This is a genomic window from Leptospira stimsonii (genome assembly GCF_003545885.1).
GTDB classification, from domain to species: domain Bacteria; phylum Spirochaetota; class Leptospiria; order Leptospirales; family Leptospiraceae; genus Leptospira; species Leptospira stimsonii.
Genome location: NZ_QHCT01000001.1, coordinates 1,231,047 through 1,257,463, shown reverse-complemented (window position 1 = coordinate 1,257,463; position 26,417 = coordinate 1,231,047). Strand labels below are relative to the sequence as shown.

The 26,417-nt window shown below is 43.7% G+C and carries 23 protein-coding genes; 18 read left to right on the top strand and 5 right to left on the bottom strand.

What is annotated here, in order from left to right; all coding sequences use genetic code 11:
• Positions 1–499 precede the first annotated feature (499 nt).
• From ppk1 to DLM75_RS06090, 9 genes are all read left to right on the top strand, one after another.
• The gene (gene ppk1 / locus DLM75_RS06140) at positions 500–2,638 is read left to right on the top strand and encodes a polyphosphate kinase 1 (protein WP_118968009.1); all 2,139 of its coding nucleotides are present in this window, start codon (positions 500–502) and stop codon (positions 2,636–2,638) included.
• Positions 2,639–2,669: 31 nt separating this feature from the next.
• Positions 2,670–4,088: an FAD-binding oxidoreductase gene (locus DLM75_RS06135; RefSeq protein WP_118967575.1), complete on the top strand. Its 1,419-nt coding sequence runs from the start codon at positions 2,670–2,672 to the stop codon at positions 4,086–4,088.
• Positions 4,088–5,671, top strand: a complete 1,584-nt coding sequence (locus DLM75_RS06130; RefSeq protein ID WP_118967574.1) for a bifunctional GNAT family N-acetyltransferase/carbon-nitrogen hydrolase family protein — start codon at positions 4,088–4,090, stop codon at positions 5,669–5,671. Before DLM75_RS06135 ends, DLM75_RS06130 begins: the two co-directional genes overlap by 1 nt.
• Entirely contained in the window at positions 5,653–6,015 is a 363-nt protein-coding gene (locus tag DLM75_RS06125) for a transmembrane 220 family protein (RefSeq protein WP_118967573.1), read from the top strand. Before DLM75_RS06130 ends, DLM75_RS06125 begins: the two co-directional genes overlap by 19 nt.
• Positions 5,996–6,625, top strand: a complete 630-nt coding sequence (locus DLM75_RS06120; RefSeq protein WP_118967572.1) for a VTT domain-containing protein — start codon at positions 5,996–5,998, stop codon at positions 6,623–6,625. The genes DLM75_RS06125 and DLM75_RS06120 overlap by 20 nt, the downstream gene beginning before the upstream one ends.
• Positions 6,626–7,086: 461 nt before the next feature.
• Positions 7,087–9,537, top strand: coding sequence for a TonB-dependent receptor family protein (locus DLM75_RS06110; RefSeq protein ID WP_118967570.1), 2,451 nt, complete (start codon positions 7,087–7,089; stop codon positions 9,535–9,537).
• Between the two features lie 318 nt (positions 9,538–9,855).
• The gene (locus DLM75_RS06100) at positions 9,856–11,178 is read left to right on the top strand and encodes an imelysin family protein (protein WP_118967568.1); all 1,323 of its coding nucleotides are present in this window, start codon (positions 9,856–9,858) and stop codon (positions 11,176–11,178) included.
• Positions 11,179–11,211: 33 nt separating this feature from the next.
• Positions 11,212–12,729, top strand: coding sequence for a di-heme oxidoreductase family protein (locus tag DLM75_RS06095; RefSeq protein ID WP_118967567.1), 1,518 nt, complete (start codon positions 11,212–11,214; stop codon positions 12,727–12,729).
• Positions 12,726–13,943, top strand: a complete 1,218-nt coding sequence (locus DLM75_RS06090) for an imelysin family protein (protein WP_118967566.1) — start codon at positions 12,726–12,728, stop codon at positions 13,941–13,943. The genes DLM75_RS06095 and DLM75_RS06090 overlap by 4 nt, the downstream gene beginning before the upstream one ends.
• Before the next feature lie 89 nt (positions 13,944–14,032).
• On the opposite strand, the gene DLM75_RS06085 is transcribed toward DLM75_RS06090, so the two are convergent.
• Entirely contained in the window at positions 14,033–15,277 is a 1,245-nt protein-coding gene (locus tag DLM75_RS06085; protein WP_241547834.1) for a WD40/YVTN/BNR-like repeat-containing protein, read from the bottom strand.
• Positions 15,278–15,540: 263 nt separating this feature from the next.
• On the opposite strand from DLM75_RS06085, the gene DLM75_RS06080 reads away from it, so the two are divergent.
• The 7 genes from DLM75_RS06080 (at position 15,541) to DLM75_RS06045 (ending at position 21,688) form a co-directional block, all read left to right on the top strand.
• Positions 15,541–16,032: a hypothetical protein gene (locus DLM75_RS06080; RefSeq protein WP_147456609.1), complete on the top strand. Its 492-nt coding sequence runs from the start codon at positions 15,541–15,543 to the stop codon at positions 16,030–16,032.
• Between the two features lie 217 nt (positions 16,033–16,249).
• Positions 16,250–16,672, top strand: a complete 423-nt coding sequence (locus tag DLM75_RS06075; protein WP_118967564.1) for an MAPEG family protein — start codon at positions 16,250–16,252, stop codon at positions 16,670–16,672.
• Between the two features lie 50 nt (positions 16,673–16,722).
• Positions 16,723–17,172, top strand: coding sequence for a hypothetical protein (locus DLM75_RS06070; protein ID WP_118967563.1), 450 nt, complete (start codon positions 16,723–16,725; stop codon positions 17,170–17,172).
• Positions 17,156–17,590 carry a hypothetical protein gene (locus DLM75_RS06065; RefSeq protein WP_118967562.1) on the top strand — a complete coding sequence of 145 codons (435 nt, stop codon included), beginning with the start codon at positions 17,156–17,158 and terminating at the stop codon, positions 17,588–17,590. Before DLM75_RS06070 ends, DLM75_RS06065 begins: the two co-directional genes overlap by 17 nt.
• Positions 17,591–17,699: 109 nt before the next feature.
• Positions 17,700–18,413: a phosphate signaling complex PhoU family protein gene (locus DLM75_RS06060; RefSeq protein ID WP_118967561.1), complete on the top strand. Its 714-nt coding sequence runs from the start codon at positions 17,700–17,702 to the stop codon at positions 18,411–18,413.
• A gap of 143 nt (positions 18,414–18,556) precedes the next feature.
• Complete coding sequence (locus DLM75_RS06055) at positions 18,557–20,782, top strand: TPR end-of-group domain-containing protein (RefSeq protein ID WP_118967560.1); 2,226 nt, start codon at positions 18,557–18,559, stop codon at positions 20,780–20,782.
• A gap of 396 nt (positions 20,783–21,178) precedes the next feature.
• Positions 21,179–21,688, top strand: coding sequence for a DUF1564 domain-containing protein (locus DLM75_RS06045; RefSeq protein WP_118967558.1), 510 nt, complete (start codon positions 21,179–21,181; stop codon positions 21,686–21,688).
• Positions 21,689–21,728: 40 nt separating this feature from the next.
• Here the strand turns inward: DLM75_RS06045 and DLM75_RS06040 are convergent, their stop codons facing one another.
• Positions 21,729–22,538, bottom strand: coding sequence for a prohibitin family protein (locus DLM75_RS06040; RefSeq protein WP_118967557.1), 810 nt, complete (start codon positions 22,536–22,538; stop codon positions 21,729–21,731).
• 30 nt (positions 22,539–22,568) lie between these two features.
• Positions 22,569–23,081 (bottom strand): FxLYD domain-containing protein, encoded by a 513-nt coding sequence (locus DLM75_RS06035; protein ID WP_241547833.1) that lies wholly within the window; start codon positions 23,079–23,081, stop codon positions 22,569–22,571.
• Between the two features lie 117 nt (positions 23,082–23,198).
• Here DLM75_RS06035 and DLM75_RS06030 point away from each other — a divergent pair, with 117 nt between their 5' ends.
• A complete protein-coding gene (locus DLM75_RS06030) occupies positions 23,199–23,930 on the top strand; it encodes a CPBP family intramembrane glutamic endopeptidase (RefSeq protein WP_118967556.1) in 732 nt (243 codons plus the stop codon).
• Between the two features lie 115 nt (positions 23,931–24,045).
• Here the strand turns inward: DLM75_RS06030 and DLM75_RS06025 are convergent, their stop codons facing one another.
• A complete protein-coding gene (locus DLM75_RS06025; RefSeq protein ID WP_118967555.1) occupies positions 24,046–24,720 on the bottom strand; it encodes a hypothetical protein in 675 nt (224 codons plus the stop codon).
• A complete protein-coding gene (locus DLM75_RS06020) occupies positions 24,717–25,424 on the bottom strand; it encodes an alpha/beta hydrolase (protein ID WP_118967554.1) in 708 nt (235 codons plus the stop codon). Before DLM75_RS06020 ends, DLM75_RS06025 begins: the two co-directional genes overlap by 4 nt.
• Before the next feature lie 160 nt (positions 25,425–25,584).
• On the opposite strand from DLM75_RS06020, the gene DLM75_RS06015 reads away from it, so the two are divergent.
• The gene (locus DLM75_RS06015) at positions 25,585–26,352 is read left to right on the top strand and encodes a beta-ketoacyl-ACP reductase (protein ID WP_118968006.1); all 768 of its coding nucleotides are present in this window, start codon (positions 25,585–25,587) and stop codon (positions 26,350–26,352) included.
• Positions 26,353–26,417: the final 65 nt, after the last annotated feature.

Genomic DNA, 26,417 nt, shown 5'->3' with positions numbered 1-26,417 from the left:
CGGGAACTCCATGCTTTTTAGGGGAAGGGGGATTCGTCCGGTGAAATCGGAAAAGTAGGAACTCACACTTTTACCGAGGCACGAGGGAAACTCGTTTTACCAAAGTGCGGGAACTCCACACCGAAAAAACAGGGGACAGGACTTTACAAACCTCACTCGAACTCAAAGAAAAGCCTTGTGTGGGAGTTCCTACAAGGGAGGACTTTTTTCTTGCAAAGAGAATGTTTTTCTGGTAAGGAAAATTTCCCGAACGTTTTTCCGCCCCCCACCCCACCACCCAAAATCAGGGTGGGGCGCGCGACTTTTTACAAAAGAGTGTCGTTTCTCCGACAATGAAGTTTCGGAGAATCTTGTCCAAAAAGAAGAAGGGATCCGAAGCTCTTCATCAAAATCCCTCTTAGAATCATTGACTCCCCGCAAAGGAGGTTTAAACAGGAATAGAATCCCTCGTTTCGATCTCTTTTCCTCCGAGGGGTCCCAGAATTTTCAGGATATCCAAGTGTCAAAGCCAAGAATACAAGAACAAGCTCCTTCAAAGACGAGCGAAAACGGTTCTCCCAACGGGAATCAACCGGAGATCCATCTCGGCAACCCGAACATATTTTTCGACCGGGAACTTTCCTGGGTCGATTTCAACCGACGTGTTTTGGAAGAAGCGAACGATCCTGAAAACCCACTCTTAGAAAGACTAAAATTCTTAAGTATCACCGAAACCAATCTCGACGAATTCTACATGGTTCGAGTTGCAGGGCTCCGCAATCTCGTAAAAGAAGGAAACGACGAAAGAAGCCTCAACGGAGACAGCGCTTCCGAAATTCTCTCCGATCTTTCCGACAAGGTCCGCGCCTTTGTTAGAGAACAATACGAAACATTCTCCAATACATTAGAAGAATTGAAAGCGGCGGGAATCCACGTGATTCTCAATCCGGAAGAATTGACGATCGACGAAATCAAACAGATCCAGAGTTATTACAAAGAGGACGTCTCTCCGATCTTAACTCCTCTCGCGATCGACACTTCCCATCCTTTTCCACATATTCTCAACAAATCCTTGAACCTCGCGATGGTCCTCAGCACCGACGACGAAAAGACCGGCGGTAAAAAAGATCTCTTCGCCGTCGTTCAAGTGCCATCGGTTCTTCCTCGATTCTTACATCTAAAAACAAAAGGAGACGAGAGAAGATTTTTTCCTCTGGAAGAGATCATCAAACTCCACGTAGACGATCTCTTCTACGGAATGACTGTAAAAGAAATCTATCCTTTCCGAATCATCCGAGACGCGGACATCTCCATCGACGAAGAAAAATCGGTCAAAGATTTATTGATCACGATGAAAGACGAACTTCGCAACCGTATCTGGGGCGACGCCGTTCGAATGGACATTCATCAAGGAACTTCCCCTTTTATCAAAAACACTCTCAGGGAACTCCTGGAACTTCAAGATCACGAAGTTTTCGACGTTGCTTCTCTTTTGAATATCAACGACGCGATGTTCTTCTACGGTTTGGATCACACTTCCAAACTCAAATATCCTTTCTTTCAGCAGAAGATGACCCTGAAGTTCGATACTCCGGAAAAAATCTTCGAGGCGATGAAAAAGAAAGACCGTCTTCTTCATCATCCGTATCAATCCTTCTCGGCGATCGAAGATCTTTTAAGAATCGCATCCGAAGATCCGAAGGTTCTCGGAATCAAGATGACCTTGTATCGTACAAGCGGGGATTCTCCGATCATTCAATACCTCGGACAAGCGGCGGAGAATGGAAAACAAGTAACCGTCCTAGTGGAACTCAAAGCTCGTTTTGACGAAGAAAGAAACATCAAATGGGCGCAGAAACTCGAAGCCCGCGGCGTTCACGTCGTCTACGGCGTTGTCGGATTAAAAATTCATTGTAAGATGCTTCTCGTAGTTCGAAAAGAAGACGATCACATGGTGCGTTATGTGCACCTTGGAACCGGAAATTACAATTCTACAACTTCCAAGTATTATACGGACCTCAGTTTTTTTACCGTAAACAAACAGATCACCGAAGACGTTTCGACGATCTTCAATACGATCACGAGTTATGCGAAGATGCCGACTCTGAATCTTCTTTCGGCGTCCCCTCACAACCTCAAATCCACCTTTATCACGATGATCGAAAAGGAAACGGAGAATGCCCTCGCAGGAAAACCCGCAAGAATCATCTTCAAGATGAACTCTCTCGTAGATCCGCATATTATACTTTCCTTATACAAGGCGAGTCAAGCCGGCGTCAAAGTGGATCTTATCATCCGCGGAATTTGCTGTCTCAAACCCGGACTCAAAGGAATTTCGGAAAACATCACGGTTCTTTCCATCGTGGGACGATTTTTAGAACACACAAGAATCTACTATTTTCATTCGGGGGGAGCGGAGGCGACCTTCCTCGCTTCGGCGGATTGTATGCCCAGAAATTTCGAAAGAAGAATCGAGGTCCTCTTTCCGATTTTGGAACCTAAGAACAAGGATAGAATCAAAAAAATCCTGGACGTTCAATTGAGAGACAACGTCAAAGCTCGATTCCTCCATGCCGACGGACATTACAGAAAGAGAACTTTGCAGAAAGACGAAAAGCTGGTCGATTCTCAAATTGAAAGAATGAACTTCACTGAATAATTAAGAAACCTGAATATACTAAATTAGAATTATGACCACAACTTCCACAATCAACAAAACGGAATTAAAATCCCTCATCGGCCCGGGAAAAATATTTTTTAGAAACGACCCTGACTTTGACGAAGCGACGTTTCTTTCTTTTGGAACGGACAGGACCAAAGTTCACAGTCCCGATTTCGAAATTCTCGCGTTTCCTACAAACACCGAAGAAGTTGCAAAAATCGTAAAATACGCTTTTGAAAACGATATCTCCATCGTTCCTTCCGGCGGAAGAACTGGTTACGCGGGAGGAGCGATCGCAAAAAATCAAGAATTGGTTCTTTCCCTTTCCAAGATGGATAAGGTCCTAGACTTCGATCCTTTTTTCGGAAGTATCAAAGTGCAAGCGGGAATGATCACGAAGAATCTTCATAAAGAGGCTGAAGAAAGAGGATTCTACTTTCCGGTGGACTTCGCATCCACGGGTTCTTCCCATATCGGCGGCAACATCGCGACTAACGCAGGAGGAGTGAGAGTCGTCCACTACGGACTCATTCGTCAGTGGGTCTTGGGACTAACCGTAGTTACCGGCTCCGGGCAAATCTTAGAATTCAACGGCGAAGTTCTTAAAAACAACACCGGATACGATCTCAAACAACTTTTTATCGGTTCCGAAGGAACGTTAGGCGTCATCACGGAAGCGACTCTGAAACTCACTACAAAACCACTGGACAACCGAGTTCTTCTCGTAGCCGTTCCCGATTTTGTCTCCATCCTTTCCCTCTTCAAGGAAACTCACCAGGTGAAGGTTCCCCTTCTCGCCTTCGAATTCTTCACCGAATATTGTCTCGGAAAAGTAAAAGCCCATCTGGGAGTTTCCGATCCGTTTTCGGCTCCGAGCCCATATTACGTTTTGATGGAATTCGAAATCGCCGACGAAAGCGACGACGAAAAACTATTCGGCTTCTTGGAAACGATCACGGAAAAGGAACTGATCAGCGACGGAAGTCTGGCCCAAAATTCCAAACAATCCGAAACATTTTGGAAGTATCGGGAAGGAATCAGCGAAAGTATTTCCATCGATTATACGGTTCATAAAAACGACATTTCGCTTCCTCTTCGAAATATGGAACCCTTCCTCGTCGAAATGGAAGCCCTCTTGAAAGACGAATATCCCGGTTTTGAAATCGCGCTCTTCGGTCACGTGGGCGACGGAAATCTTCACCTAAACATTGTTAAACCGAAAGATCTTTCCAACGAAGAATTCTTCAAAAGATGCAAGAGCGTGGATCCGGATATGTTCCGTTTATTACAAAAATATCATGGATCGATCAGCGCGGAACACGGAATCGGACTTTTAAAAAAGGACTTTCTCCATTTTTCCAGAACGGAAGCCGAAATTCTTCTGATGAAAGAAATCAAAAAATCCATGGATCCGAAGAACATCATGAATCCCGGAAAAGTGTTCTGATGATTTCCACGAACGGAGCCGGTGGAAAAAAACCGAGGAAGAAAAAGAAGAAGATTCAATCCGATCATAGGATCGTCATCCGAGCTCTTACCTTGGATGACTACGAAGACGTGAAAGAAATCATGGACATCGTCTTTCCCGAGTTCGACGGTGCCTGGAAAAGAAATCAATACGAATCTCAGATCACAAAATTTCCGGAAGGCCAAATCTGTATCGAAGACAACGGAAAAGTCGTCGGTGCGGCGATCAGCCAAATCATCAAATGGTCCGATTACGGAGATAACCACACTTACGAAGAAATCGTAGGAAAGGGAGATCTCAAAAATCACAATGAAGAAGGAGATTCACTTTATGGAGTCGATATCTTTGTTCACCCGGAATACAGAGGTCTTCGTCTCGGTCGAAGATTGTATGACGCGAGAAAAGAACTCTGTGAAAGACTCAATCTCAAAAGAATCGTAGTCGGAGCTTGGATGCCCGGTTACGAAAACTATGAAGACTCGATGACTCCGGCGCAATACATCGAAAAGGTGAGAGACAAAGAAATCTACGATCCGGTTCTTTCCTTTCAACTTGCAAACGGCTTTCACGTGAGAAAACTAAAACGCGGTTACTTCGGTAACACGAAAGGTTTCAGTTCTTACGCGGTTCTATTAGAATGGTTGAATATATATTACGAGAAGGAAGAGACCACTCTCATCGGCGGCAAAAAAACGGTGGTCCGAGTGGGAGTCGTTCAACTTCAAATGCGCCCCGTTACCGGAATCGAAGAATTGATGAAACAGGTAGAATTTTTCGTGGATACGGTGGCCGGATACAACGTGGACTTTGTTTTATTCCCCGAATTCTTCAATGCCTCACTTCTTGCAAAATACAACGATCGAAGCCCTTCCGACGCGATGCGGGCCCTTTCCAGTCATACGGAAAGTATCATCGAAAGAATGGTGGAACTTGCGGTTTCATACAACGTGAATATCATCTCCGGAAGTATGCCGGAGTACAGGGACGAGACCCTTCACAACGTCTCCTATCTTTGTAGAAGGGACGGAACCTACGAAGAACAATATAAGTTGCACGTAACTCCGGACGAAGATTTCTACTGGGGAGTGAAAGGTGGTTACAACCTTTCCGTGTTCAACACGGATTCCTGCAAGATCGGAATTCTTATCTGCTTCGACGTGGAATTTCCGGAGCTCCCGAGAATTCTCGCGGAACAAGGAATGGACATTCTCTTTGTTCCTTTTTATACAGATACGAAAAACGGTTACAACAGAGTCAGACACTGCGCTATGGCGAGGGCCATCGAAAACGAATGTTATGTGGTGATCTCGGGTTCTGTTGGCGCGCTTCCTCACGTGGAGAATATGGACATTCAGTATGCTCAGTCCGCGGTTTTTACTCCTTCCGACTTTGCGTTTCCTCACGACTGTGTCGCCGCGGAATCGGTTCCAAATACGGAGATGACCTTGATCGCGGATTTGGATTTGGATCTCTTGAAAGAACTTCGTAAAAAAGGTTCCGTGAGAAATCTAAGCAATCGAAGAAAAGACTTATACGAACTCAAATGGATTCACGAATCATGAAAGCATTTTCGATCACCATCATTCTTCTTTGGATTTTGTTTGCGGCTCTTCAATGGAACGATCCGGATCCTTGGCTCTGGATGCCCATTTATCTAAGCGTCGTTTCATTATATTCAGGATTTTTAATCTATCCTGAGAAAACCAAAATCTGGCTGAGAACTTCTTTGATTCTTTCCGCCGCTTTTTCCGCGGGAACCGTTCTCGCCGCGATGCAAATCCAAAACCTTTCCTTCGACGACGAAGTTACGAGAGAAACGGGAGGTTTGATTCTTTCCGCGATCGTTTCTCGTATTCCGTCTTATATCATTCGGAAGAGAGAATTGAGTGAAGTTTCAAAAGGATGAGATTTTCTCGTATCACGAGAAAAGAAACTTCTATTCCGGTTTAATCTTTCTCTCCACCGTTTTAATCGCGGCGACACTTTTCGTCTTGGCGACTTCCGGGATTCTTAAATTGGAAATCCCGGGTTTGAGTGCGATTCAGAAACTTGTTCTTTATGTGAGCAGGGAAATTCAAAAACCGAGTTTGATCGGCGTCTTCTTTACGACCCTCTTCGGTGGTTTGTTTTTCTTTTATCTTCCCATCGAATTCTTATACATTCGCGCCACGTATTCCAAACTCGATGCGAGCGATCTCATCGCGCTTCATCTTCTCGGACTTCTGATTTCCTTTTCGATCAATTACTTTCTGGGAAGAATCGCGGCACGCGCTTGTATCAAACTCATAAGCCCGAAAAAATTCTATAGAATGAAAGGATTTTTAAATCGTTACGGCGTCTTGGCGATTTTTGCTTTCAATGTACTTCCCTTGCCGGCACCGATTTTAAGCGCGATCCTCGGTGTGATCCGTTATAAGAAGAAAATCTTTTATCCGGTTTTTGTTGCGGGACAACTTTCTCAGTCCGTCGTGATTCTCTTTTTTGTTCGTTTTGTTTTCACTGGAAAAGTTTTTTGAGGAGTTCCCGCATTCTTTGGTAAAGCAAAGCATTGTGTTGAGAGGAAAACGAGGGAGTTCCCGCATTCTTTGGCAAAGCAAAGCATTGTGTTGAAAGAAAAACGGGGAGTTCCCGCATTCTTTGGTAAAGCAAAGCATTGCGTTGAAAGAAAAACGGGGAGTTCCCGCATTCTTTGGTAAAGCAAAGCATTGCGTTGAAAGAAAAACGCGGGAGTTCCCGCATTCTTTGGTAAAGCAAAGCATTGCGTTGAAAGGAAAACGCGGGAGTTCCCGCATTCTTTGGCAAAGCAAAGCATTGTATTGAAAGGAAAACGAGGGAGTTCCTACTTTTTGTAGCCTCACTCCCTAAGTTCTAATTCCTAAGAATTTTTCTCGGACGTTCCTTCTTTTCTTTCCATTCTCCCTTGACTCTAAACCCAGCCCCCAAATATTGAGAATCATTTTCAAAATCGAAATCGACGATGTATAAAAAATCAATTCTGTCTCTCTCTATTCTTATCTTTTTCCTCATCTCTTGGGGAGTTCCCGCACAACCTCAGGAAATTACGGAAAATAAGGATAAGCCGGCTCCTGCCCCGAATCCGGAAGAAGCCGAAAAGGAAAAGTGGTCCCGAGGAACCATTTCCGTGATCGGAAAAAAGAAAAACGACCTCAAACGAATCCCCGGTTCTGCAACCGTGATCGAAAAAGAATACCTCGAACAAACTCGCCCGGTGGATTCGATGGAAGTTCTTCGAAGAGTTCCAGGGGCTTCGATTCGTTATCAAGATACGGGTCTGATCTTGAACATCGGTTTTAGAGGAGTCAACAGCGACCTTGGAAGAAAGGTCCTCGTCCTTGAAGACGGAATTTTCACTTCTCTCAATCCTTATTCCGCGCCGGAACAATATTATACGCCTAACATCGATCGTATGGAAAGAATCGAGGTAGTCAAAGGATCCGGAGCCATCCTCTTCGGACCTTCCACAATCGGCGGCGTCGTGAACTTTATTACCAAACGTCCTCCAAAAGATCCGGTCCTTTCCGTTTCTATGCAAGGTGGATCTTACGGATTTTTCTCTTCTCAGATTTCTTACGGTGGAACTTTTGGAAACACCGGTATCGACATTATGGTCCTTAGAAAACAAGGAAACGGTTTCCGAGATCATCAAGACTTCCGACTTCATGAAGTTTCTTTTAAATCCGTCACGGATCTCAATGAGAAACACGCTCTTACGACCAAATTCGTTGGCACAGTTCAAGACGCGAACATGACCTATCTCGGCTTGACGACGGCTCAATTTTGGAACAATTCTTCTTCGAACTTTGCCGAACAGGACAATCGTAAACTTCAGAGATATTCCGGAGACATCGGTCACGAATGGAAACTCACGGACAATTCTAAACTCGTCACAAAAGTTTACGCGGCTTATACGGAAAGAAACTGGGCAAGACAGAATTATGTTCGGAACACTGGCTCCTTTTTCGGCACACTTCCGGGTAACGTAATCAAAGCGTATGATACCGAACCTTTTGTCAATAGACCTGGAGACACCGTTTATATGTTGGATAGCGTGGGACATCGGGATCGCACCTATCGTTTCGTCGGTGCCGAATCCCGTTATCAGCAGGACTATCAATTCTTCGGAATTAAGAATCAGTTGGACGCCGGTCTTCGCTATCACTATGAAACCGCAGATATCAAATACGTCGACGGACCGTCTACTCCGGATTATGCGATCTTCGGCAACGGATTGGGAAATCCTGCGACCGGTACCGCGTCTTCCGAATATTCTCTCGCGAAGTCGGGACAACTCAGGGATCACGAGGTCAACAATACGAAGTCGGTCGCGGGCTTCGCACAGAACAGTTTTAAATTCTATGATAAATTTTCTGTGATTCCCGGAGTTCGTTACGAGACGTTCACCCAAAATCGTACGATTCTCCGTCAACAAGCGGTCGATCCCGTTACGAACCAGCCGGATTCGAATTCTCCTCCTCAAGAAGTCGACAAAGGAAGCACACACACGTATCACGTTCTCATCCCAGGTCTGGGTCTTACCTACGACATCAAAAAGGATCTCACCTGGTTTGCGGGAGCTCACAAAGGTTTCTCCCCTCCCCGTTATCAGGATGCCTTGAATAACTCGGGTGTAATCAATAAAATCGATCCTGAATATTCTTATAACTATGAGACGGGATTTCGCGGAGACATTACAAATTACTTAAATGCTCAGGTCACTTACTTTGATCTGAATTATATCAACCAAATCATCATCACTTCTTCCACATCCGGAAACGATTCCGCCTCCTCAGCAAAGAACGGCGGAAGAACATACAGCCGCGGTCTGGAGACGAACATCACTTTTGATCCTGCAAAAATCTTCGACGCAAACTTCAAACTTCCGATCGAGTTTATCTACACGAGAGCGGACGCGAAGATGAATCAATATTCCATCGATACTTCTAAAATTACTGCTAACCAATCCCTTTTGGATTTTGTAGTCACGCAAAGAGATAAAAACGGAAATTACGTCCCCTATGTTTCGAGAGACACCGCCACCATTTCTTTCGGATACGTTCATCCAAAAGGATTTTACGCAAGAGCGGATTATCAGTATTTTTCCGCTCAGTTCCACGACGACACAAACACTCGGACCGTCTATTGGGCGGATTCGATCACGGATCCACTCGGAAAAAAAGTATTACAATATTTGAATATTACTTCGGACAGTTCCGGGGAAACCGGAGTGATTCCCGCTTACGCTATCGTAAACGCAAACTTTGGATACAAGGATCCTATCAAACGTTGGAGCGTCTTTATCTCAGGGAAGAATTTGGGGGATGTCCGTTATATCTCCGGTCGTCTTCCTGAAGGAATCCAAGTTGGACCTTTTCGCCAGATCAACGTTGGAGTCAGCTTTGAACTCTGATCTCCTAAGAATGAGATCTCTTTCGAAGGAATCGCAGGCATTTTCTCTGCGATTTCGAAGTGTGAGTTCCTACTTTTCACCAATCCTTTCCACTTTTCGAAGACGAATTCCGACTTCGAAACGGGAGAACTCCCCTTTTCACGGATTTTTCTGCGGGAGTTCCCGCAAATTCAATCAGACAAAAGAATTTCGATTGACCAAAAATATGATTTTGAGAATTAGTATCAATATCATAACAACCAGTTCATCGAAAATTCCCCGGTTGTCGGCGAAAGCTTACGGCCGGGACCTTTTTTCAAAGACATTCAGGAAAAATACATGGATCTAAAAAAAACATCTCTCTTTCTCATACCTTGCCTCATCGGGCTTATCCTTTTTGCGAATTGCAAACCGGATAAGAATAACAACGATTCGACGATCCTCGCAGGAATCATAGCCTTAGGATCCGTTCCCACGGCGACAAAGGCCCAAGTGGTAGACCGTTATCTTCAATTGGGATATCAATCCTACGATCAAAGTTATCAGGACGCCGTTGCACTTCAAACCGCAGTGAATACGTTTGCTGGAACGGTGACCCCGACTGCGGCAGATCATACCAACTTAAAAAATCTCTTTGTGATCGCCCGAGCTTCTTACCTCGTAACCGAAGCATTCCGTTTTTCATCCGGCCCGATCGATAACTCCGACGTAGTCGGTTGTGGTGCCGCGGCAGACGGATCTGGAGGTTTCGAATGTGAAGGCCTTTTGAATGCCTGGCCTTTGGACGAAGATGCAATCGATAATTTTATCAATGGCGGCACCGCGGCAACGTACGCGAATATTCTCGCAGTCAATGGTGACTCAGGAGCGACCGGACCAAATGAAGGGGTCGACGAAAAGATTGTTACAGTCGGATGGCACGCGATTGAATACCTCCTCTGGGGAAAGGACCTCTCAGGTGCACCGGCAGGCGTTAATCAGGTTTCCGGCCAACGCCCTGTAGGCGACTTCAATGGTGCGGCAGGTGTTCCCGCTAAAAGAAAAGCTTACTTAAAAGCGATTACGGATGCGATGGTACTTCAATTAAGACTCATCCGCGACCAATTCTCCGATGGAACCACTTATTCCAATCTTATGAAATCCAATCCAAGCGCGGGACTCACAAATATCTTCCAAGGACTTGGAAAGTTCATCGCGGGAGAATGGGGCGGACAAAGACTTACAGGAACATTCGACGGATTACAGGAAGAGGAACATTCCTGCTTTAGCGATACAACCAAAGCGGACTTTTACTATGACGCACAAGGTGTCTTGAATCTCTGGACTGGCTCGTTTCAAATCAAAAAAGGAACCGTTATATCTACCGGTCCCGGTTTAAGCACTCTGTTCGGAACACTCACAGCTCCTCCGATCGGCTCACAACTTGTCGCTTCGAGAGACGCCTTTTGCATCAACCTTCCCGAGCAGGTCGCGGATCCGAACTATACGACTTCCTGTCCTACGGGTTCTTTGACAGGTCGTTACGATCAGATCATCCGAAACACGGACTCCGAATACAATATTCTTTTTAACACGCAGAAATTGATCGGAGATACTCTGAAAAAAACGATCACGGACGCGGCGAAAGCGGTCGGCGTTTCGATCACGGACTTCTCTATCTAAGTTAGAAAATAAAAAACAAAAAGATGAATCGTTATGAAAAACAAAATCAAGAAAATGAAGGAAGAATTTTCTTCCTTCAAGGTTTCAACATATTCTAATATACGAAAAGGATTCCTCTTTGGAATTCTTTTCGTTTTATTCTCACAGTGCGGAATTTTAGATCCTAAGAAAAAAAACAACGATCTAGAATTGGCCGCCATTCTTCTTGTCCTCCAAAATCTGGATCCGGGCGAACAATATTCCGGCGGATTTACGACGACCTTTGATAGTACGGTGAACGCGTTCGATTTGGTTGCGGCTAATCTTCGAGACGGCGGAAACATAGACTTTCAAGGTGGAAATTCCTTCTTCAATCGTCTTTGGGTTCAAGGCGGAAATTCCGCTTCCGACGGATTAGGTCCGGTCTTCAATAGTACCTCCTGCAACGGTTGTCACGTAAAGGACGGAAGAGGAACCCCACCCGCAAGCGGAAGTAGTGTTTTTTCCACGATGTTGATTCGAGTTAGTAAGAATGGAAAGGATCCGATTACGGGCGGCCCCGTAGGACTCGACAATTACGGACTTCAGATCAACGATCGCGGCGTAGCCGGTCCTCCACTAGTTGACGGAGAAGCGACCACAACGGTAACGTTCACGGAAGAACCGGGAACCTTTCCTGACGGAGAAGCCTATTCTCTCAGAAGACCGACCTTTACGATTTCCGCTTGGGCCTTCGGAATTCCTCCGGTGGTCAATCAATCTCCTCGTACGTCCCCTATGATTCCGGGGCTTGGACTTTTGGAGGCGATACCGGAATCTACGATTCGTTCTTTCGCCGATCCGGACGATACAGACGGAGATGGAATATCAGGAAAACCGAATATAGTTTGGGATGCGAGGCTTCAAAAGAAAGTTCTCGGTCGATTTGGATGGAAGGCGAACGAACCGAACTTAAATCAGCAAAACCAAGGCGCCTTCTTAGGCGATATAGGAATCACAAGCCCGCTCTTTCCTACTCAAAATTGTACTGCGGCCCAAGCGGATTGCCTAGCGTCCACACCTGGAAACAACGGAACACCGGAAGGCACCGAAATTTCCAAGAAGACCGCTGATCTTGTTACGTTGTATACAAGACTCGTAAGCGTTCCCGGTAGGAGAAACTGGACAAACGCGGATGTGGTTCGTGGAAAAGAACTCTTTACACAAGTCGGATGCAACGCCTGTCACAAACCGTATATCTTCACCGGCGCGATCGACGGCTTTCCGGAAATTTCTTTTCAACATATCAAACCGTATACGGATCTTCTTCTTCACGATATGGGAACCGATCTCGCCGACAATCGCGAAGACTTCGAAGCGACCGGAACGGAATGGAGAACCCCTCCACTTTGGGGAACCGGTCTCATTCAAAAAGTGAACGGACACAATAACCTCCTTCACGACGGAAGAGCAAGAGGTCACAAGGAAGCGATTCTCTGGCACGGAGGAGAGGCTCTCAATTCGAAGAATAAGTTTATCACTCTACCGAAAGCGGATCGTGACAAACTGATCCTCTTCCTGGAGTCTTTATGAGAAATTTAGAATTTTCTAATAAACTCAGAAAAAACGCCGAACTTGCAAAAAAAGTCAAAATTCTTCTTTTGACCTTCTTTGTGATTCTTCCGGGAATCCGTTGTGAGGAAATCGGGAAGATCTCCGGCGCCGAAACCTTGTTGGTCGCCCTTTTTGCAAACGCAAGTACGGGAGAATTTTTGAATTATACCGCCAATCAAGTGGCGGTTCCTCAGTTCAGCAAACTCTTGGTTGCTTCGAATCAATTGAAAACAAGCGCCGCGACGTACCAAACGACCGCTGGAACCGGAACAGGACAAACAGATTTAGCAGATCTTCAAAACAAATGGTTAGCCGCCAGAAAACTTTTCAAACAAGCGGAGATCTTTTATATTAACCGTTCCTACCTTCCTTCCACATACTTCCATAGGCTAGACGGATATATTTTGGGGGAAACCAATCGACCGGTTTCGACCGATTTAGATACGGCGGCAGGAACCAGTCCATCCTCAAGCACAGTAGACGGTTACCCGCTCGCAAGAAAAGGATTTGCGGCATTGGAATATTTTATCTTCGATAACGGAGCCAACGTACACACATTAGCCGCAATCGATGCCGCAAATGGAGGAAGCGCCGGCAGAAAAGCATACATTGCATCTCTCGCAACCGTTATCCAGCTCGATTGCCAAAGACTTTATAACTCTTGGAACTCCTCATTCGCAAACGAGTTTGCGACAGGTTCCAATTCGTTTAACGGAATCAAGGATGCGGTCGATTCGTTTATCAACGGGATCGTTCAGTTGGAATATACCAACCAGGACATTCGTATCGGTGTTCCAGCCGGATTGACACTCGCCGGCACAACTCAATATCCCGCGAAGCTGGAGTCGATTTTCAGCGATTCCTCCTATCGAGATCTACTTTCTTCGGTAGAAGGTCTCGAACTCGTTTACTTGGGCAACGGGGAAGCGGATTCCAGGTCCCTAAGTTATCTTGTAAAATTGCAGAATAGCTCTTTGGATACGAGAGTTAAAAACAAAATGACCACTCTCAAAAACAATCTCCAGAGTAGAATCAACGCATCCGCCACGTTAAAAGCGGATTTGACCGGAAATTTGACTTTTGTCGACGAACAAGTATACGATCTATTCAAAGACCTAAGAAACACCTTCGCGACCGAAGTCATCGGAATTCTCGGAGCGAATGCCCTTCCTTCGAACGCGGACGGAGATTAGAATTTTAAAATATTCTAATTTACCATCCGACGAACACCTAAAAGAGGGAACAGACGAAAGTTGGCTCCCTCTTTTAGGAATGAATCGTTTTAGAGGGAATACATAAAACAAGCCGGATTCACAACCGCGTTCGAATAGGAATATTCTCTCAATTTCAATCCGGGGTCGGCTTCTTCATAAGTCGCAAACTCGTCATTCGAAACAAAAAGTTTCGTTTTATAGGCGATGTAAATCTTTCCCGCGCCCGCATCAAAAGTACCGTCCAATCCGCCGTTTGAAAAGGGAAGCTGAATCAAGGTCCAGTTCGTTCCTCCGTCCGTAGTTTTATAAAATTTGTAGGATTGATACGGCCCGTAAAGTGCGTAACCGGTCGTTGTATTTAAGAATTTTACGACCTGAAAAGAACCACCGGTCAAATTGTGAGTGACGGAAGTCCATGTAAGACCGCCGTCTCCGGTCCGTAACAAAGGATTGGAAATGGAAAAGACCCATCCATTCGATGCGTCCAAAAAACTAAACTTTGCGTAAGAAGCGACAGCTCCATTGGTTTGCACAAACGTTCTGCCCGCATCGTTCGAGTGATAAATTCTAGTTACGCCGATTTGACCTTGAATCGATCCAATCAGAATTACCTCTTGGGATGATTTCAGCAAAACATTGGAGACGGAATAAAACTGAGAAGATAAATCCGTTTGTTCCCAAGTGTTTCCCCCATCCGTCGTGCGTTCCATATAAGAATTGAAATTCGAATAATCGGAAGTCCTCGCCGAAGAAAATCGGATTCCCGAATTTATATCTGCAAACTGAACCCAATGAAAGTTACTTTGATCTACAACCCCCCAAAAATTCGTAGCAAAAGGAAACGGAGACCAGCTTTGCCCCGAATCATTTGTTTTGTAGACGACGGCCTTGTGATTGGCCGCGTAAAAATCGAATTCGCTTCTTAAAAAATACTGAGCCTGATAACCGCCTTGAACCAAAGGTTTGAGTGTTCTACTTGAAAAATTCTTTCCATCCAAACTCAAGGACAACGTGACTTCCTCACTGGAATCCTGATTGTAATTGCTTGTTCTCTGATAGAGCGCCGCAACAGCACCCGAAGGAAAAACTTTCACTTCGTTCGGGGTCGCGGGTTCGACGACGTTGTTCGCGGGCAAACTACAAAAGGTCACACCCAACATAAATTGAAGAGCGCTGTTGTCTTTTTTCTCTTTGCAAGAAACGGCATCAAAACAAACAAAAAGAAGGAGAAGAATCGCTGTAATCCTTCTTTTCACGGAAGAAGAAATCGAAATATTGTTTCGATTCCATTGGATCAAAAAAACGGAAACCATTTGAATCTACCCGAACAGAATATTATAAATTTTGAAAATATTCGTTCTTTGAAAATCATATCCGGATGAGAGGGAATTCAAGTCATATTCGATAACAAAAAAGAGTGTTTCCTTCTTTCCCGAATAAACGATTCGATATTTTCTCGACGGGAAAATTCGTAATTCTTAAAATCGAAATTACGTTTCGGAATTCCCGCATGTATCTTTCTAAAAACAAATTCTTCTTGATCCTTTTTATTTTTCTATGGATTCCTTTTTTTTGTATGAGCCAAATTCACTACCAAACGATCACTCTCGAAGAATTAGTCCGAAGTTCTCCGTATATATTTTTGGTCCGTGCGGCCAGCCCTTCTTTTTCCCTAACAAAAATTAAGATTCATTCCAAACTCCTGAAGGAATTGGGAATTCGGGAAAAACTCCAAAAAAAAGTCCCCGATTTTGAAAGAAGAATCTCTCATTTCGAAATTCTGGAAATCTTAAAAGGAGAATCCGAAGAAAGAACCATATCGGTTCTACCGGCGAACTTCTTAAATTCTCTCGAACTCCACGTTCTCTATTACGGTACCGGGCTTTCCGTTTCTCCCATCTATCTTTCGTATCATTCCTCGGAAGAAGTGAACGAGGAGCATCAGGATTTTATCATATTCTTACAACGTTCTTCTCGATTTAAAATGTACGAATGGAACACGGCCGGAAGTTCCGAATCGATCAATCGAAAGAAAGATATTTTGGAACTGATCTCTGCCAAGCAATGAGAATACGAATCGTACAACCCATACGCGAATCGGGAGAATCGAAAAGTCGCTCCTTCTAAAATAAGTTTTTTTTCGTTTTCGAAACTTGATTTCCTTTTTTAAATTTCAGTGAACCCTTCGGATTCTTTTCAAAAGAAGAAGTGATCGATTTGAAAATCGACTTGCCTTCTTACAGAAGAATGATTCCATTCTCCGAAAAACAAAGAGTGGAGAAAAAATGAATCCTGCAATCATCGCGTTGATCGGTTTCGCAATCTGGACCATCTTTCTTGGAATCGGTGTGATTAGTATTCGTACGTTTAAGGTTCTAAAAGGAGAAAAAAAATCGAACGAGTTCCCCTCCGGCGTGGAGCACGGAAGCAGTTTTTATTGGAGATTAAACAGAGCACACGTAAACTGCGTGGAAAATCTTCCGATCTTTGCGACCTTAGTTTTAATCGGCGCTTTTGTGGGAGTCCTCGATTCCACATTCGCACTCGTCGCCAAAGTCATCTTAGGAGCGAGACTTGTCCAAACAGTTGCACATTTGAGTTCCGGTTCCGAGATCGCGGTTAACATTCGTTTTACGGCCTTTGTCACTCAATACGGAAGTTTTCTCTCTTTGATCTGGCAGATTCTTCATAGCTCCGGAATGATCTGAAAAACAAAAAGAATTGGATTCTTTAGAATTCTTCTGAATGCTGGAATCAGATGATTCTATTTGCGGACAAAGAAAAAGAATTCAAAGACTCGAAAAGTTTTTGGACCTCCCTAGGAAAAAACGTTCTCTCCAAATCCGGAGAGAACTCCGGAAGATTGATCGACGTCCGTATTCTTTCCGGAAATCTCTCGGGAATCGTCGTCCTTAAGGGTTTTCGTAAAATTTACTTTTCGAAAGAATATCTCAAGTCCGATTCCAAAGAAAGAATTCTTTTAAAGATCGATCCTCCGAGCAACCTTCTCGGCAAAAGAGTCTACGACAAAAACGCGAGACTCCTCGGATCCGTCGTTTCGATTCAAGTTTCACCGGGAACTTCCAAACTGATCCGCTTCTGGGTTCGGAAATTTCCATTCTCCCCAAAAATCGAATTTTATCCCGAAGACATTGAAACCTCCATTAAGAATGTCTTATTAAAGAAAGATTATGACAAACGAAAGTAACATAATCACTTCCGATGATATTCTCGGAAAGGAAGCCCTGGATCCGGAAGGTCAGATTCTCGGAGTTGTGGTCAAACTCCATATCGATCGTGTCGAAAAAAGAATCACCGGAATCACGATCGATCAAGGTTTTATGAAACCCGACCTTTTTGTCGGAATCGACTTTGTTCGTACTTTAGGAGTGGACGCGATTCTTTTGAACACGATTCCTTTTGAAAAATACAAAGGCCTCAAGGTTCTGAACAGCGACGGCTCCGAAGCCGGATTCGTCGAAGAAGCGGTTTCCAAAAACGGAAAGTTAGAATTCCTACTCGTGAAAACATCCCTCAATCCACTTTCGAAAGAGAGAAAGAATATTCCCGCCGCGAAGATCCAGGAAATCGGAGACAAGATCTTGCTCAAAAGAAAATCTTCTTGACCAAAACCTGTTTTTAAGAAGGATTCTGAGTACCTGAACTTTTGTCCACTTTCCGCGCTAAATTTCGTGCGGAACCTTGTTATCAAATCTGCAGGTCCTAATAAATTCTATGACTTCCAAGTTTGACTTCCTCCGCAAAAATCTCTACAGCATGGCGGAGCTCTGTCTCGAACAAGTACTCATTCTCGACGACGCTTTGGAAGCTGACGATTCCGAACTTGCAAGAAAGCTAATCGACCGGGACGATCTCATCGACAACCTTGAAAAACAAAACGACAACCTTTCTCAGAACGCAATCTTAGAAGCCGTCGCAAATCGGAATTCCATGGGGATGGATCAAGTCGACGGAGAAGTGATCTTAAAAAGAGATCCGCTTCGATTTGCCCTTTCCGCGATCCGGATCACTCGAAACTTAGAAAGAATGGGAGATCAGATCGTAAACTGCGCGAAGTGTTTTCGAAGAGGACTGATCCCGAAACGGTTTTTCTGCGACGAGGAAATTCTAAACAAACTTTTATCCAGGGTCATTACCATCGTAGGTATGGCAGTGGAATCGTTAGTCGAAGAAAAAAATCGTTTCTATGGAAGCGTTCATTCTGTCGAAGAAGAAATCAATAATCTCTGCCAATCCGCATTCTTAAAATTCGTTATGGATCCAAGATTGGATAAGAATCAATTTGCGGACGTATATCGTCTCATTCTTTGTTTGGAAAGAACGGGAGACTATGCGGTCAACATCGCGGAAGAATTGGTCCGTTTGAATACGGGAATGGACATTCGACACGTTTCCGATCCGGTTCAAGCAATCGCAAAAACTAGCTGAGATTCCGAGAAAACTCGTAAGAGTTTGTAATCTCTGGATGTATAATTCTGTTCATTTCAGAATATAAGGTGATAGGCAAATTTCTCTGCGATAAGTTATACTGAAAGTACGCAATCATTTCAATCTAAGAATTAGGTTTTATCATGAGAAAACATTTCACTCATACTCAGAACGGACTCGAGACATTCTGGCAAATCGAGATGTCCGGTTATTCCATCATTCTTTCTTTTGGAAAAACAGGTTCGGTCGCGAAAAGACGAATTCTTAATTTTGAAAAGAGAGACGATTGCAGTAAGGAATTCGAAAGACTCGTAGAAGAAAAATCGAAACAAGGGTTTCAAGAATCCAGTGAAATCCCACAATACAAAATTCTTTCCGGCGATCCGAACTTTCTAAAGAGCTGGAATCAAATCGTAGAATCTTCAGAACAAAAAGAAGCGCTTCGAAAACACTTTCAATTTTTGATCGAAACGGAAGAATGCAAGATTCTTCTGGATCAAATTCTTTCTCTAATCACCGACGTAAAAATCGAAGAGGATCAATTGATTCTCACCTTACCTTGGTCATACGACAACGAAACTCCTGTTCATCTTTGTTGGCAAAAACCGTTTCCGGGAAAAATCCATACTTCCGTTCCGAAATCCATGGCTGAATTCGCGAGCATCTTCAACGGTGTCGAAATCAAACACGCCGAAGACGATTATCCGACCTTTGCAATCCGAGGGATCGGCGCAAACGCAAATTCTCCCGAGCTTCCTGCGGTCGTGGAAGACGATTTCGGTTGGGAAGAGGGAATCTTAGAGGAAGGTGAAAGTTGGTGGATCGCCCCTCTCGAAATCGTTGGAAAGAATTTCTCCAACGTACAGTCGTTAGGCGCCTTTGACGATTGCCAGAACTGGCTCGTCTATCATCCCTTTATCAAAAACAAATACGGAGAACCCGCCATATCTTGTGTCGATCACGGAAGTTGCGACTTAGAACCTCCTGCGGTTCGTTACGGAATGGGCGGATTCTTACTCCGAGAAATTGCTCGCTGGGTTCGAGATATCGATGTGGACTCGAACGAGGATTTACCGTTCGACGGAACTCCGATCGTCTCCAGAAGGTTTCAAGAATTCATGGCCCACAAGGCGGTTCAAGTTTCCGAAAACGATTCCGAGGTCGCAAAACGAATTTTAGAATTCGACTGGCACTCTCTCGCATTCCGAATTCATAGAACGATTTTGAAATGGGTAAAGGGTCTTGGAAAAAAAGGCGTCGTAAAAAAGAAAATTCTCGTCTTTGATTCTTATTGGGACGACGCGGGAGAAGTCGTTTATCTCGGTTTTGATTGGCATTCGGGGAATGACTACGAAGAAGCGATTTCGGAGGGTGCCAACGTTATCGATTACTTTTTGAATTTCACTTCCTTTTACGAATTTATATTAGAAAATCATAAATCTTCACAGATTTCCGGGATTGAGATCATGGAAATTCTCGGAGACGATTACAATTCCGTTCGGGATATTCTCGCGTTCTTGTCCATAGAAAACTTCATCTCCGTCGCTCACGGAAAAGAATTCAAAAAGATTCCGCAAGAAGAAGGAATTTATTTCGCGTATTCGCATTACCACGACGAAGAAGCAAGTGTCGTTTATCATTCTCAAAAAGGGATTGAGAACGGATTCTTCGAAGAATATTTTCCGAAGGACAAAGCCGCTAAAGAGAAAAAGAAAATCTCGGAAGAAGATCAGGAACTTTTGGATGATATCGTCGGCGAAGTTATGGAGGACTACGCAGGCGTTTGGAAGAGCACGATGGAAGAATCCATTGAAAGGCTCGATCAAAACTTTCATGAGAATGAGGAAAGATATAAAAGAGAATTCGATCGAATCTTGGAATACAAAGAAAAGGTCACGAAAGAAGAGGAGAAAGAAAGATTAAGCGACTTAGGAATGCAGATCAGTTCCATCGCTTTGAATCGTTTCTTAAAAGAAAACAAACCGGATGTCGCGGGCTGGGTCCTCAACTGCTATCATGAAATCTATGAAAAATTAGGAATCAACACCAAGTCCGTCGTGAAAGGAAACGATTCCGGAAAGATGTACAATACAAATGAATATTTTGCGGGAGATATCATCGTCTTTATCGCCAAATACGGAGGCGGAAAATTTCTTTCCTTGGTGAAAAACCTTCTTCCTTACGAAATCAAAGATAGCCGTCTTGCTTTCAATCTGGCTTGTTTGAATTCTTTGGAAAAAAATAGAGATGAAATGCTACGTTATACGCAGATCGCCTTGGCTCTCGGGAAACCGAAGAACGATTTTAAGGATCGCGACTTTGACAATTTCCGAGAAGATCCTGAGTTCCACGCGTTGATCAGCCATTGATTGATGGAATTTTTAACTTGGAGAAAAAAAGAGGCTTGGAAGTTTTTTTCGATTCCTTTTTCTTTTGCTAAGGAAGATTTTGAATGCCGCTGATTTGGATGTTGTTTTTTTCGATCTTTGCTTTTTTTCTGGGAAAACACTTACAAAGTTTTTTCGGATTCGATCCTCCTTACTCTTTGTTTTACGGTGGCTTACTGTTTCAACTCTTCTCAATTCTGAATCTCTTTTTTTGTCTGGTTCTTTTTTTATCGATTCTTATTCTTCCTCGTTTCCGCTCGAAATTGCAAAAGTAAGGGTTTTTAAAGAATTCGAAAAAAATAAAGATATTTTTACGAAAAATCGATTTTGACTCCTTTGGGATCGTCCGTTTTGAGTTTGTGAGGAACCGTTCGGAGTATGGGGACAATCATACTTTATTCCGAAAGAAAAATTCATTCCGCTCTTTCTTCGTTTCGAAAAGAAACGGAAACGATTCTTTTTCCCGAGAGTTTCCTGATTTCCTTAACCAAGGAAGAAAGAAAAGTCCTTCCGAAGAGAATCTTTCCTCTCCTAAAAAGATATCAGAAGTTTATGTTATCTAAGAGAAGAATCAATAAAAAGGCCGGGAAGACTCTTTATCAGAAGGACCTTGGGAAGTTGGTTCGTGTGAATTTAAGAATTGAAACAGAGGCTTGGGCGCTCTTGGGGCTTCTTTCTGCGACACACGGTGTCTCCCGCTGTTTTCTGTTAAACTATCTTTTCTGGCTCGAGGCTTCCGGGGTCGGAGACTCTATCGATAAAGTCTTGAATGTGGGATGTCCCGCACTTCACAACTCTTACAGTTACGTCTGGCACCTCGACTCAGTTCAAAAGACTATCGTTCGAAGGATCGAATTCGAACCGGACCCGCTCTTTACCGATTCTTAGAAGAATCTCTAAAGAGCGGTCTCTGCGGGGATCCCAAAAATTATTCTTTAGGACTCACCACAATCGGGAGATTGCTCTTATCGAGAGGGATGAAGATCATCTTAGAATTCGGATTATCGAAAGCCTTGTACTGAAGATATCTCGTGGTCAACTTTTCGTTTATGATCGCCTGTGACTTCGCTTGACCGTCGGCTCGAATCATCTGCGCTTCCGCGTCGGCCCTCGCTTTCTTCTTCGCAATCTCTATACTTTTCTCGGCGATTTCAAGTTCGTATTTTTGTTGTTCTAGTTCCTGTTGTTTTGTAAGCTTCGCCTCGATTGCGTGCAACATATTTGGAGAATATTCGATGTCGTCCAAAATTACGTCGAAAACTTCGATGTGTTTTCCCTTAGTCCTTTCAATCACCGCAGTTTTGATGTCCCTTGCGAGAACGGCGCTGTTCTTAGAAATTTGAATCATCTGATGATGAGAAACTACGTTTCGAATCGATGCGCGAAATTCCGGTTGTACAATACTTCTGTAATATTCTGGACCGACCTCAAGATGAAGCTGATATACTTCTTCCCTTATCGGCCTCATAATGATTACAGCCTGAACGTCGATTTTAAGGTCGTCGTTTGAAAGCACGTCCACCTTCTCCTTATACGAATTCCATTGTGTGGAATATGTATAAATATCATTCCAAGGAAGAAGCCAATAAAACCCGTTAAAGACAGGATCCTTGCTAAGCCCGACTTCGGAAAAACCGAACGGTTTCCAAAACAATCCGATTTCACCCGGACGAACTGTTGCACCACATTCAAGTGTGAATGCGGCCAAAAATATGAAGATTAGTTTTCTGAAATTCATAAGTATACTCTTATATTCCTAATATTTAATTTAGTTGCTTCCGTCGAATTCTATCGTGAAACGAGCGATTAATTTAGGATCCACATGCCTCGCACTACCGTAAAAATCCCTCTTGTTTCCCGCGAGAAGACCTTGGATCGCGATTTGACAAGATTCCAAAAGAGAATCATCTTTATCGTAAAAATTTACCGTAAAAAAAGCCTCTGCGTAATCCTTCCCGGATTGATTTTCAATCTGTCCGTAAATTTCAAGATACGCGAATTGATCCTGAATTCCTACGTTGTAGTATTTGAATTTTCCATCCAGTGTGGTTTCGGGAGAAGATTTTCGGGACGCTTCTAACGGTCCGAAGTCGCGAACCGTAGAAAAAAACACCGTCAGAAGAAAAATCGAAAATAAGATTTGAGTCGATCTTCTCGAAAATAAGACTATAAAATGGATTTTAAGAATTTCAGATCTGGAAATTTCTTTCCAAAGCATAAAAACCTTTTTTTGCACTTTTTTTAGATCGACGGGTTTAATCGTACCTAACCATGTTTTCATTCAAAACGGTCCTCTGGAAAAAGAAAGAATAGGAAACGTATCAACATCGAGTCTCTCGATCCTTTATTCTTTACGAAGTATTATTAGATTCTTTTTTCGAAAAAGGTAAACAACTTTATGAGTTCTACAAATTCAATTGGTTCCGGTTCCTCCTTTTGGTTTCTCATCATTTTCCCACCGTTGAGTTTTTTGCTTTCGATTCTCGGATTCTCCGTCTTTTTTGTTCTTTCCGGATTACAAGAACCGGATCTAATTTCAAAAGAAATTCAATCCAGCGTCCCTCTGGTTCTTTTATTCTCTCAAATTCAAATTTTTCTCCTTTTTATTATTCTCCTAAATCGGAACAAACGCTACCGTATTCGGGAGGAATGGAGGATTGTCTCTTTTTCGAAAACCCTTCAGATGATCGGGCTCGGCTTTTTTTTGGGAACAGGGATGTCCTTATTTTACATCCTTATTCTAGTCGATTTTCATTCGTTTTTACAGACTCAATTTGGGGATTGGGTTCCTCCGGGAGAGATGTTCTCCTCCTTTCAAAGACCGGTCTGGGCTTTTATCGTTACGAATTCTTTCATGGCTCCTTGGATCGAAGAATCCATTTACAGAGGAATGACGTTGTCTGCCTTAGAAGAACGATTCGGATACACCAAGGCGATCTTTGGATCTGGAATTCTCTTCGGCCTCTTACATTGGTTAGGCGGATTCTGGTATATTCTTCTAACCGGGATCGTAGTCGGAATTCCGTTTGCTATTGTCAAACGTTATACGAAATCATTGTGGGTGGTTTTCTCGGCCCATTTCTGTTTAAATCTTATCGAAAGTTTCTGGATCCTGAGACGTTCTTTCTAATGTTCGGCATCGCCTTTCGAAAAGGACTTATTGGTCTCCAAGTGAATTCCGGACTGATCGTTAGAAGAAGATGATTATGATTTTTTTCGCAAAAAAATGGAATCGAAAAGAAAAGTTATACTTCAGGAACCTGGTCGAGATAACTTTTCAATTCTTCCTTTAATCCGGGAGGTAACGCAAGCCCAGCGCCTTCGATTCTTTCGTTGTATTTGTTAAACGAAAAGCGGTGTCTCGAAGTTCGGATGTAATCTTCCAAAGCCTCGGAACCCCATTCTAAAATATCCTGAAGAAATTCTTCATTTTCTTCCAGCTTTTCGCAATAAGGAATAAAAAGCGGACGATTCACCGGTCTTCCGATCGTTCGATAGAACATAAGTCTCTTCAAGAGTTCGCTCTCTTTTAGATTCTCCTTCTTCTCCATGGCTTTTTCCACCATTCTTAAATTGATACAATCCAAGAATTCGACTTTCAGATTTTCGTCGTTCAGACGTTTTCGAAGAGAGGCTTTGATCTCTTCTGTCTCGTAAAGAAAGTTAGGACAGTATTCGGGACATTCCACTTCTTTGTGAAGATCACAAAAGTGAAGAAGAATACAATCGATATCGGAAGCTGTTTCCACGATTCCGAAATTGATCGAACCCAAGATTTCGACTCCGGTGTGAAAACCTTTCTCCTGCAATTCTTTCAGCGCGATCCGAAAGGCCTGCATCCGTTTGAGCGCTTCTTTCGTATCGTAATTTCGATACTTGTTTTTTAGAGCGATGTATTTTTCTACAAGTGTTGCTGTCATCCGGTGATGTTCCTGAGGTACAGGTTCATTCCCCTAAGTACGATCTCAGGAATTTCGTGTCCACCCGGAAAAGCGATCATTTCCCCTTTCCACCCGGCTCCGATCAAAAGTTGTTCGAGCTTTTTCGCGGCAGGATAACCGAGAACAGGATCCATTCTTCCGTGACTCTGAAAGAATTTGTAATCCTTCTTCTTTTCCGCCAAACGCCTCCAATCCGTTTCACTGATCAGAGTTCCGGAAAGAATCAGAAGCCCGGCAGGATTGATCTCGGAATGAAGTGCGATATCGGTTGCGAGCATCGCTCCTTGACTAAAGCCTCCGAGAATCACTTTATCCATAGAAAGTCCCAAACTCCGGATCATTTCGACAGCCTTCTCGCGAGCGCTTTCAAGTCCGGCGGGATAACGATCCGAAAAATCTCTGTATCCTCCGGTGGTCATCGCTCTCTGAAGAGCTTCCATATCGATCGGAAACCAAGCCCTTCCATTATAACCGGGCATCACCGGGATTTCCAAGATCCCGTTTGGAAAAAGCCAATTGGTTCCTTCGGGAAGATCAAGATAAGCGCTGAGAGGAGAAAGGTCATATGCGTTCGCTCCGTATCCATGAAACAAAATCACTGTGTAGGCTTCCGAATTCCCGGGAAGATAAACGGCTTCGATTGGACCGATCGATTGCAAAGGGCGATTGTATGAGGACTGCATGTTTTGATTCTCCAAATTCAAAATGAAAGAATGTTCATCTAACGATGATATATTTTCGTTTTAGAAAGGCAAAGGAAATTCGGGAGAAAGTTTTTACTTGGCAATTCTATTTCTCTCACGGAAATGGAAAGCCAATCAGTATCTCGACACGAGGGAAATCATGTCTAAACAATTCGAAGGAAAAGTAGCACTCGTTACCGGAGCGGCGTCTCCACGCGGGCTCGGAAGAGCGATCGCAAATACAATCGCTAAAGAGGGAGGGGACATAGTAGTATGCGACCTCAACAAAGAACATATCGAACAAGCGGCCGCAGAGATCGCGAAAGAATTCGGCGTAAAAACTTTAGGAATTCCGTGCAACGTAACAAAGCCCGAAGACTGCGACGCGGTCATCGCGGGAATTAAGGAAAAATTCGGAAAACTTGATTTTCTTGTGAACAACGCGGGAGTTCTCAAAGACAATCTTCTCATGAGAATGAGCGAACAAGAATTCGACTTCGTGATGGACGTAAACCTAAAAGGCGTTTTTCTGATGACTAAGTCCGCATCGAAACTTCTTCTCAAAGCGGAATCAGGAAGAATCGTGAACATCTCTTCCGTCTCCGGTCTTACCGGACAGCCGGGACAGGCAAACTACTCCGCTTCCAAAGCCGGTGTAATCGCTCTTACAAAAGTTTCCGCAAGAGAATTTTCCGGAAGAAACGTTCTTGTCAACGCAGTATGTCCTGGTTACGTGCAAACCGACATGACCGCTTCTTTACCGGAAGAAGTTCAGAAAAAACTCACCGATCCTATGTTCATTCCTCTAAGAAGACCGGGAACACAACAAGAGATCGCAAACGCGGTAAAATTCTTCTTAAGTGATCAATCCAATTACATCACCGGAACCTATTTGAGAGTCGACGGCGGCGCCGCGATCGGAATGTAAATTAGATTTTTTGAATTTTGCGGAAGTCATTCAAAACGGCTTCTGCAGAATTCGAAATTCTGCAT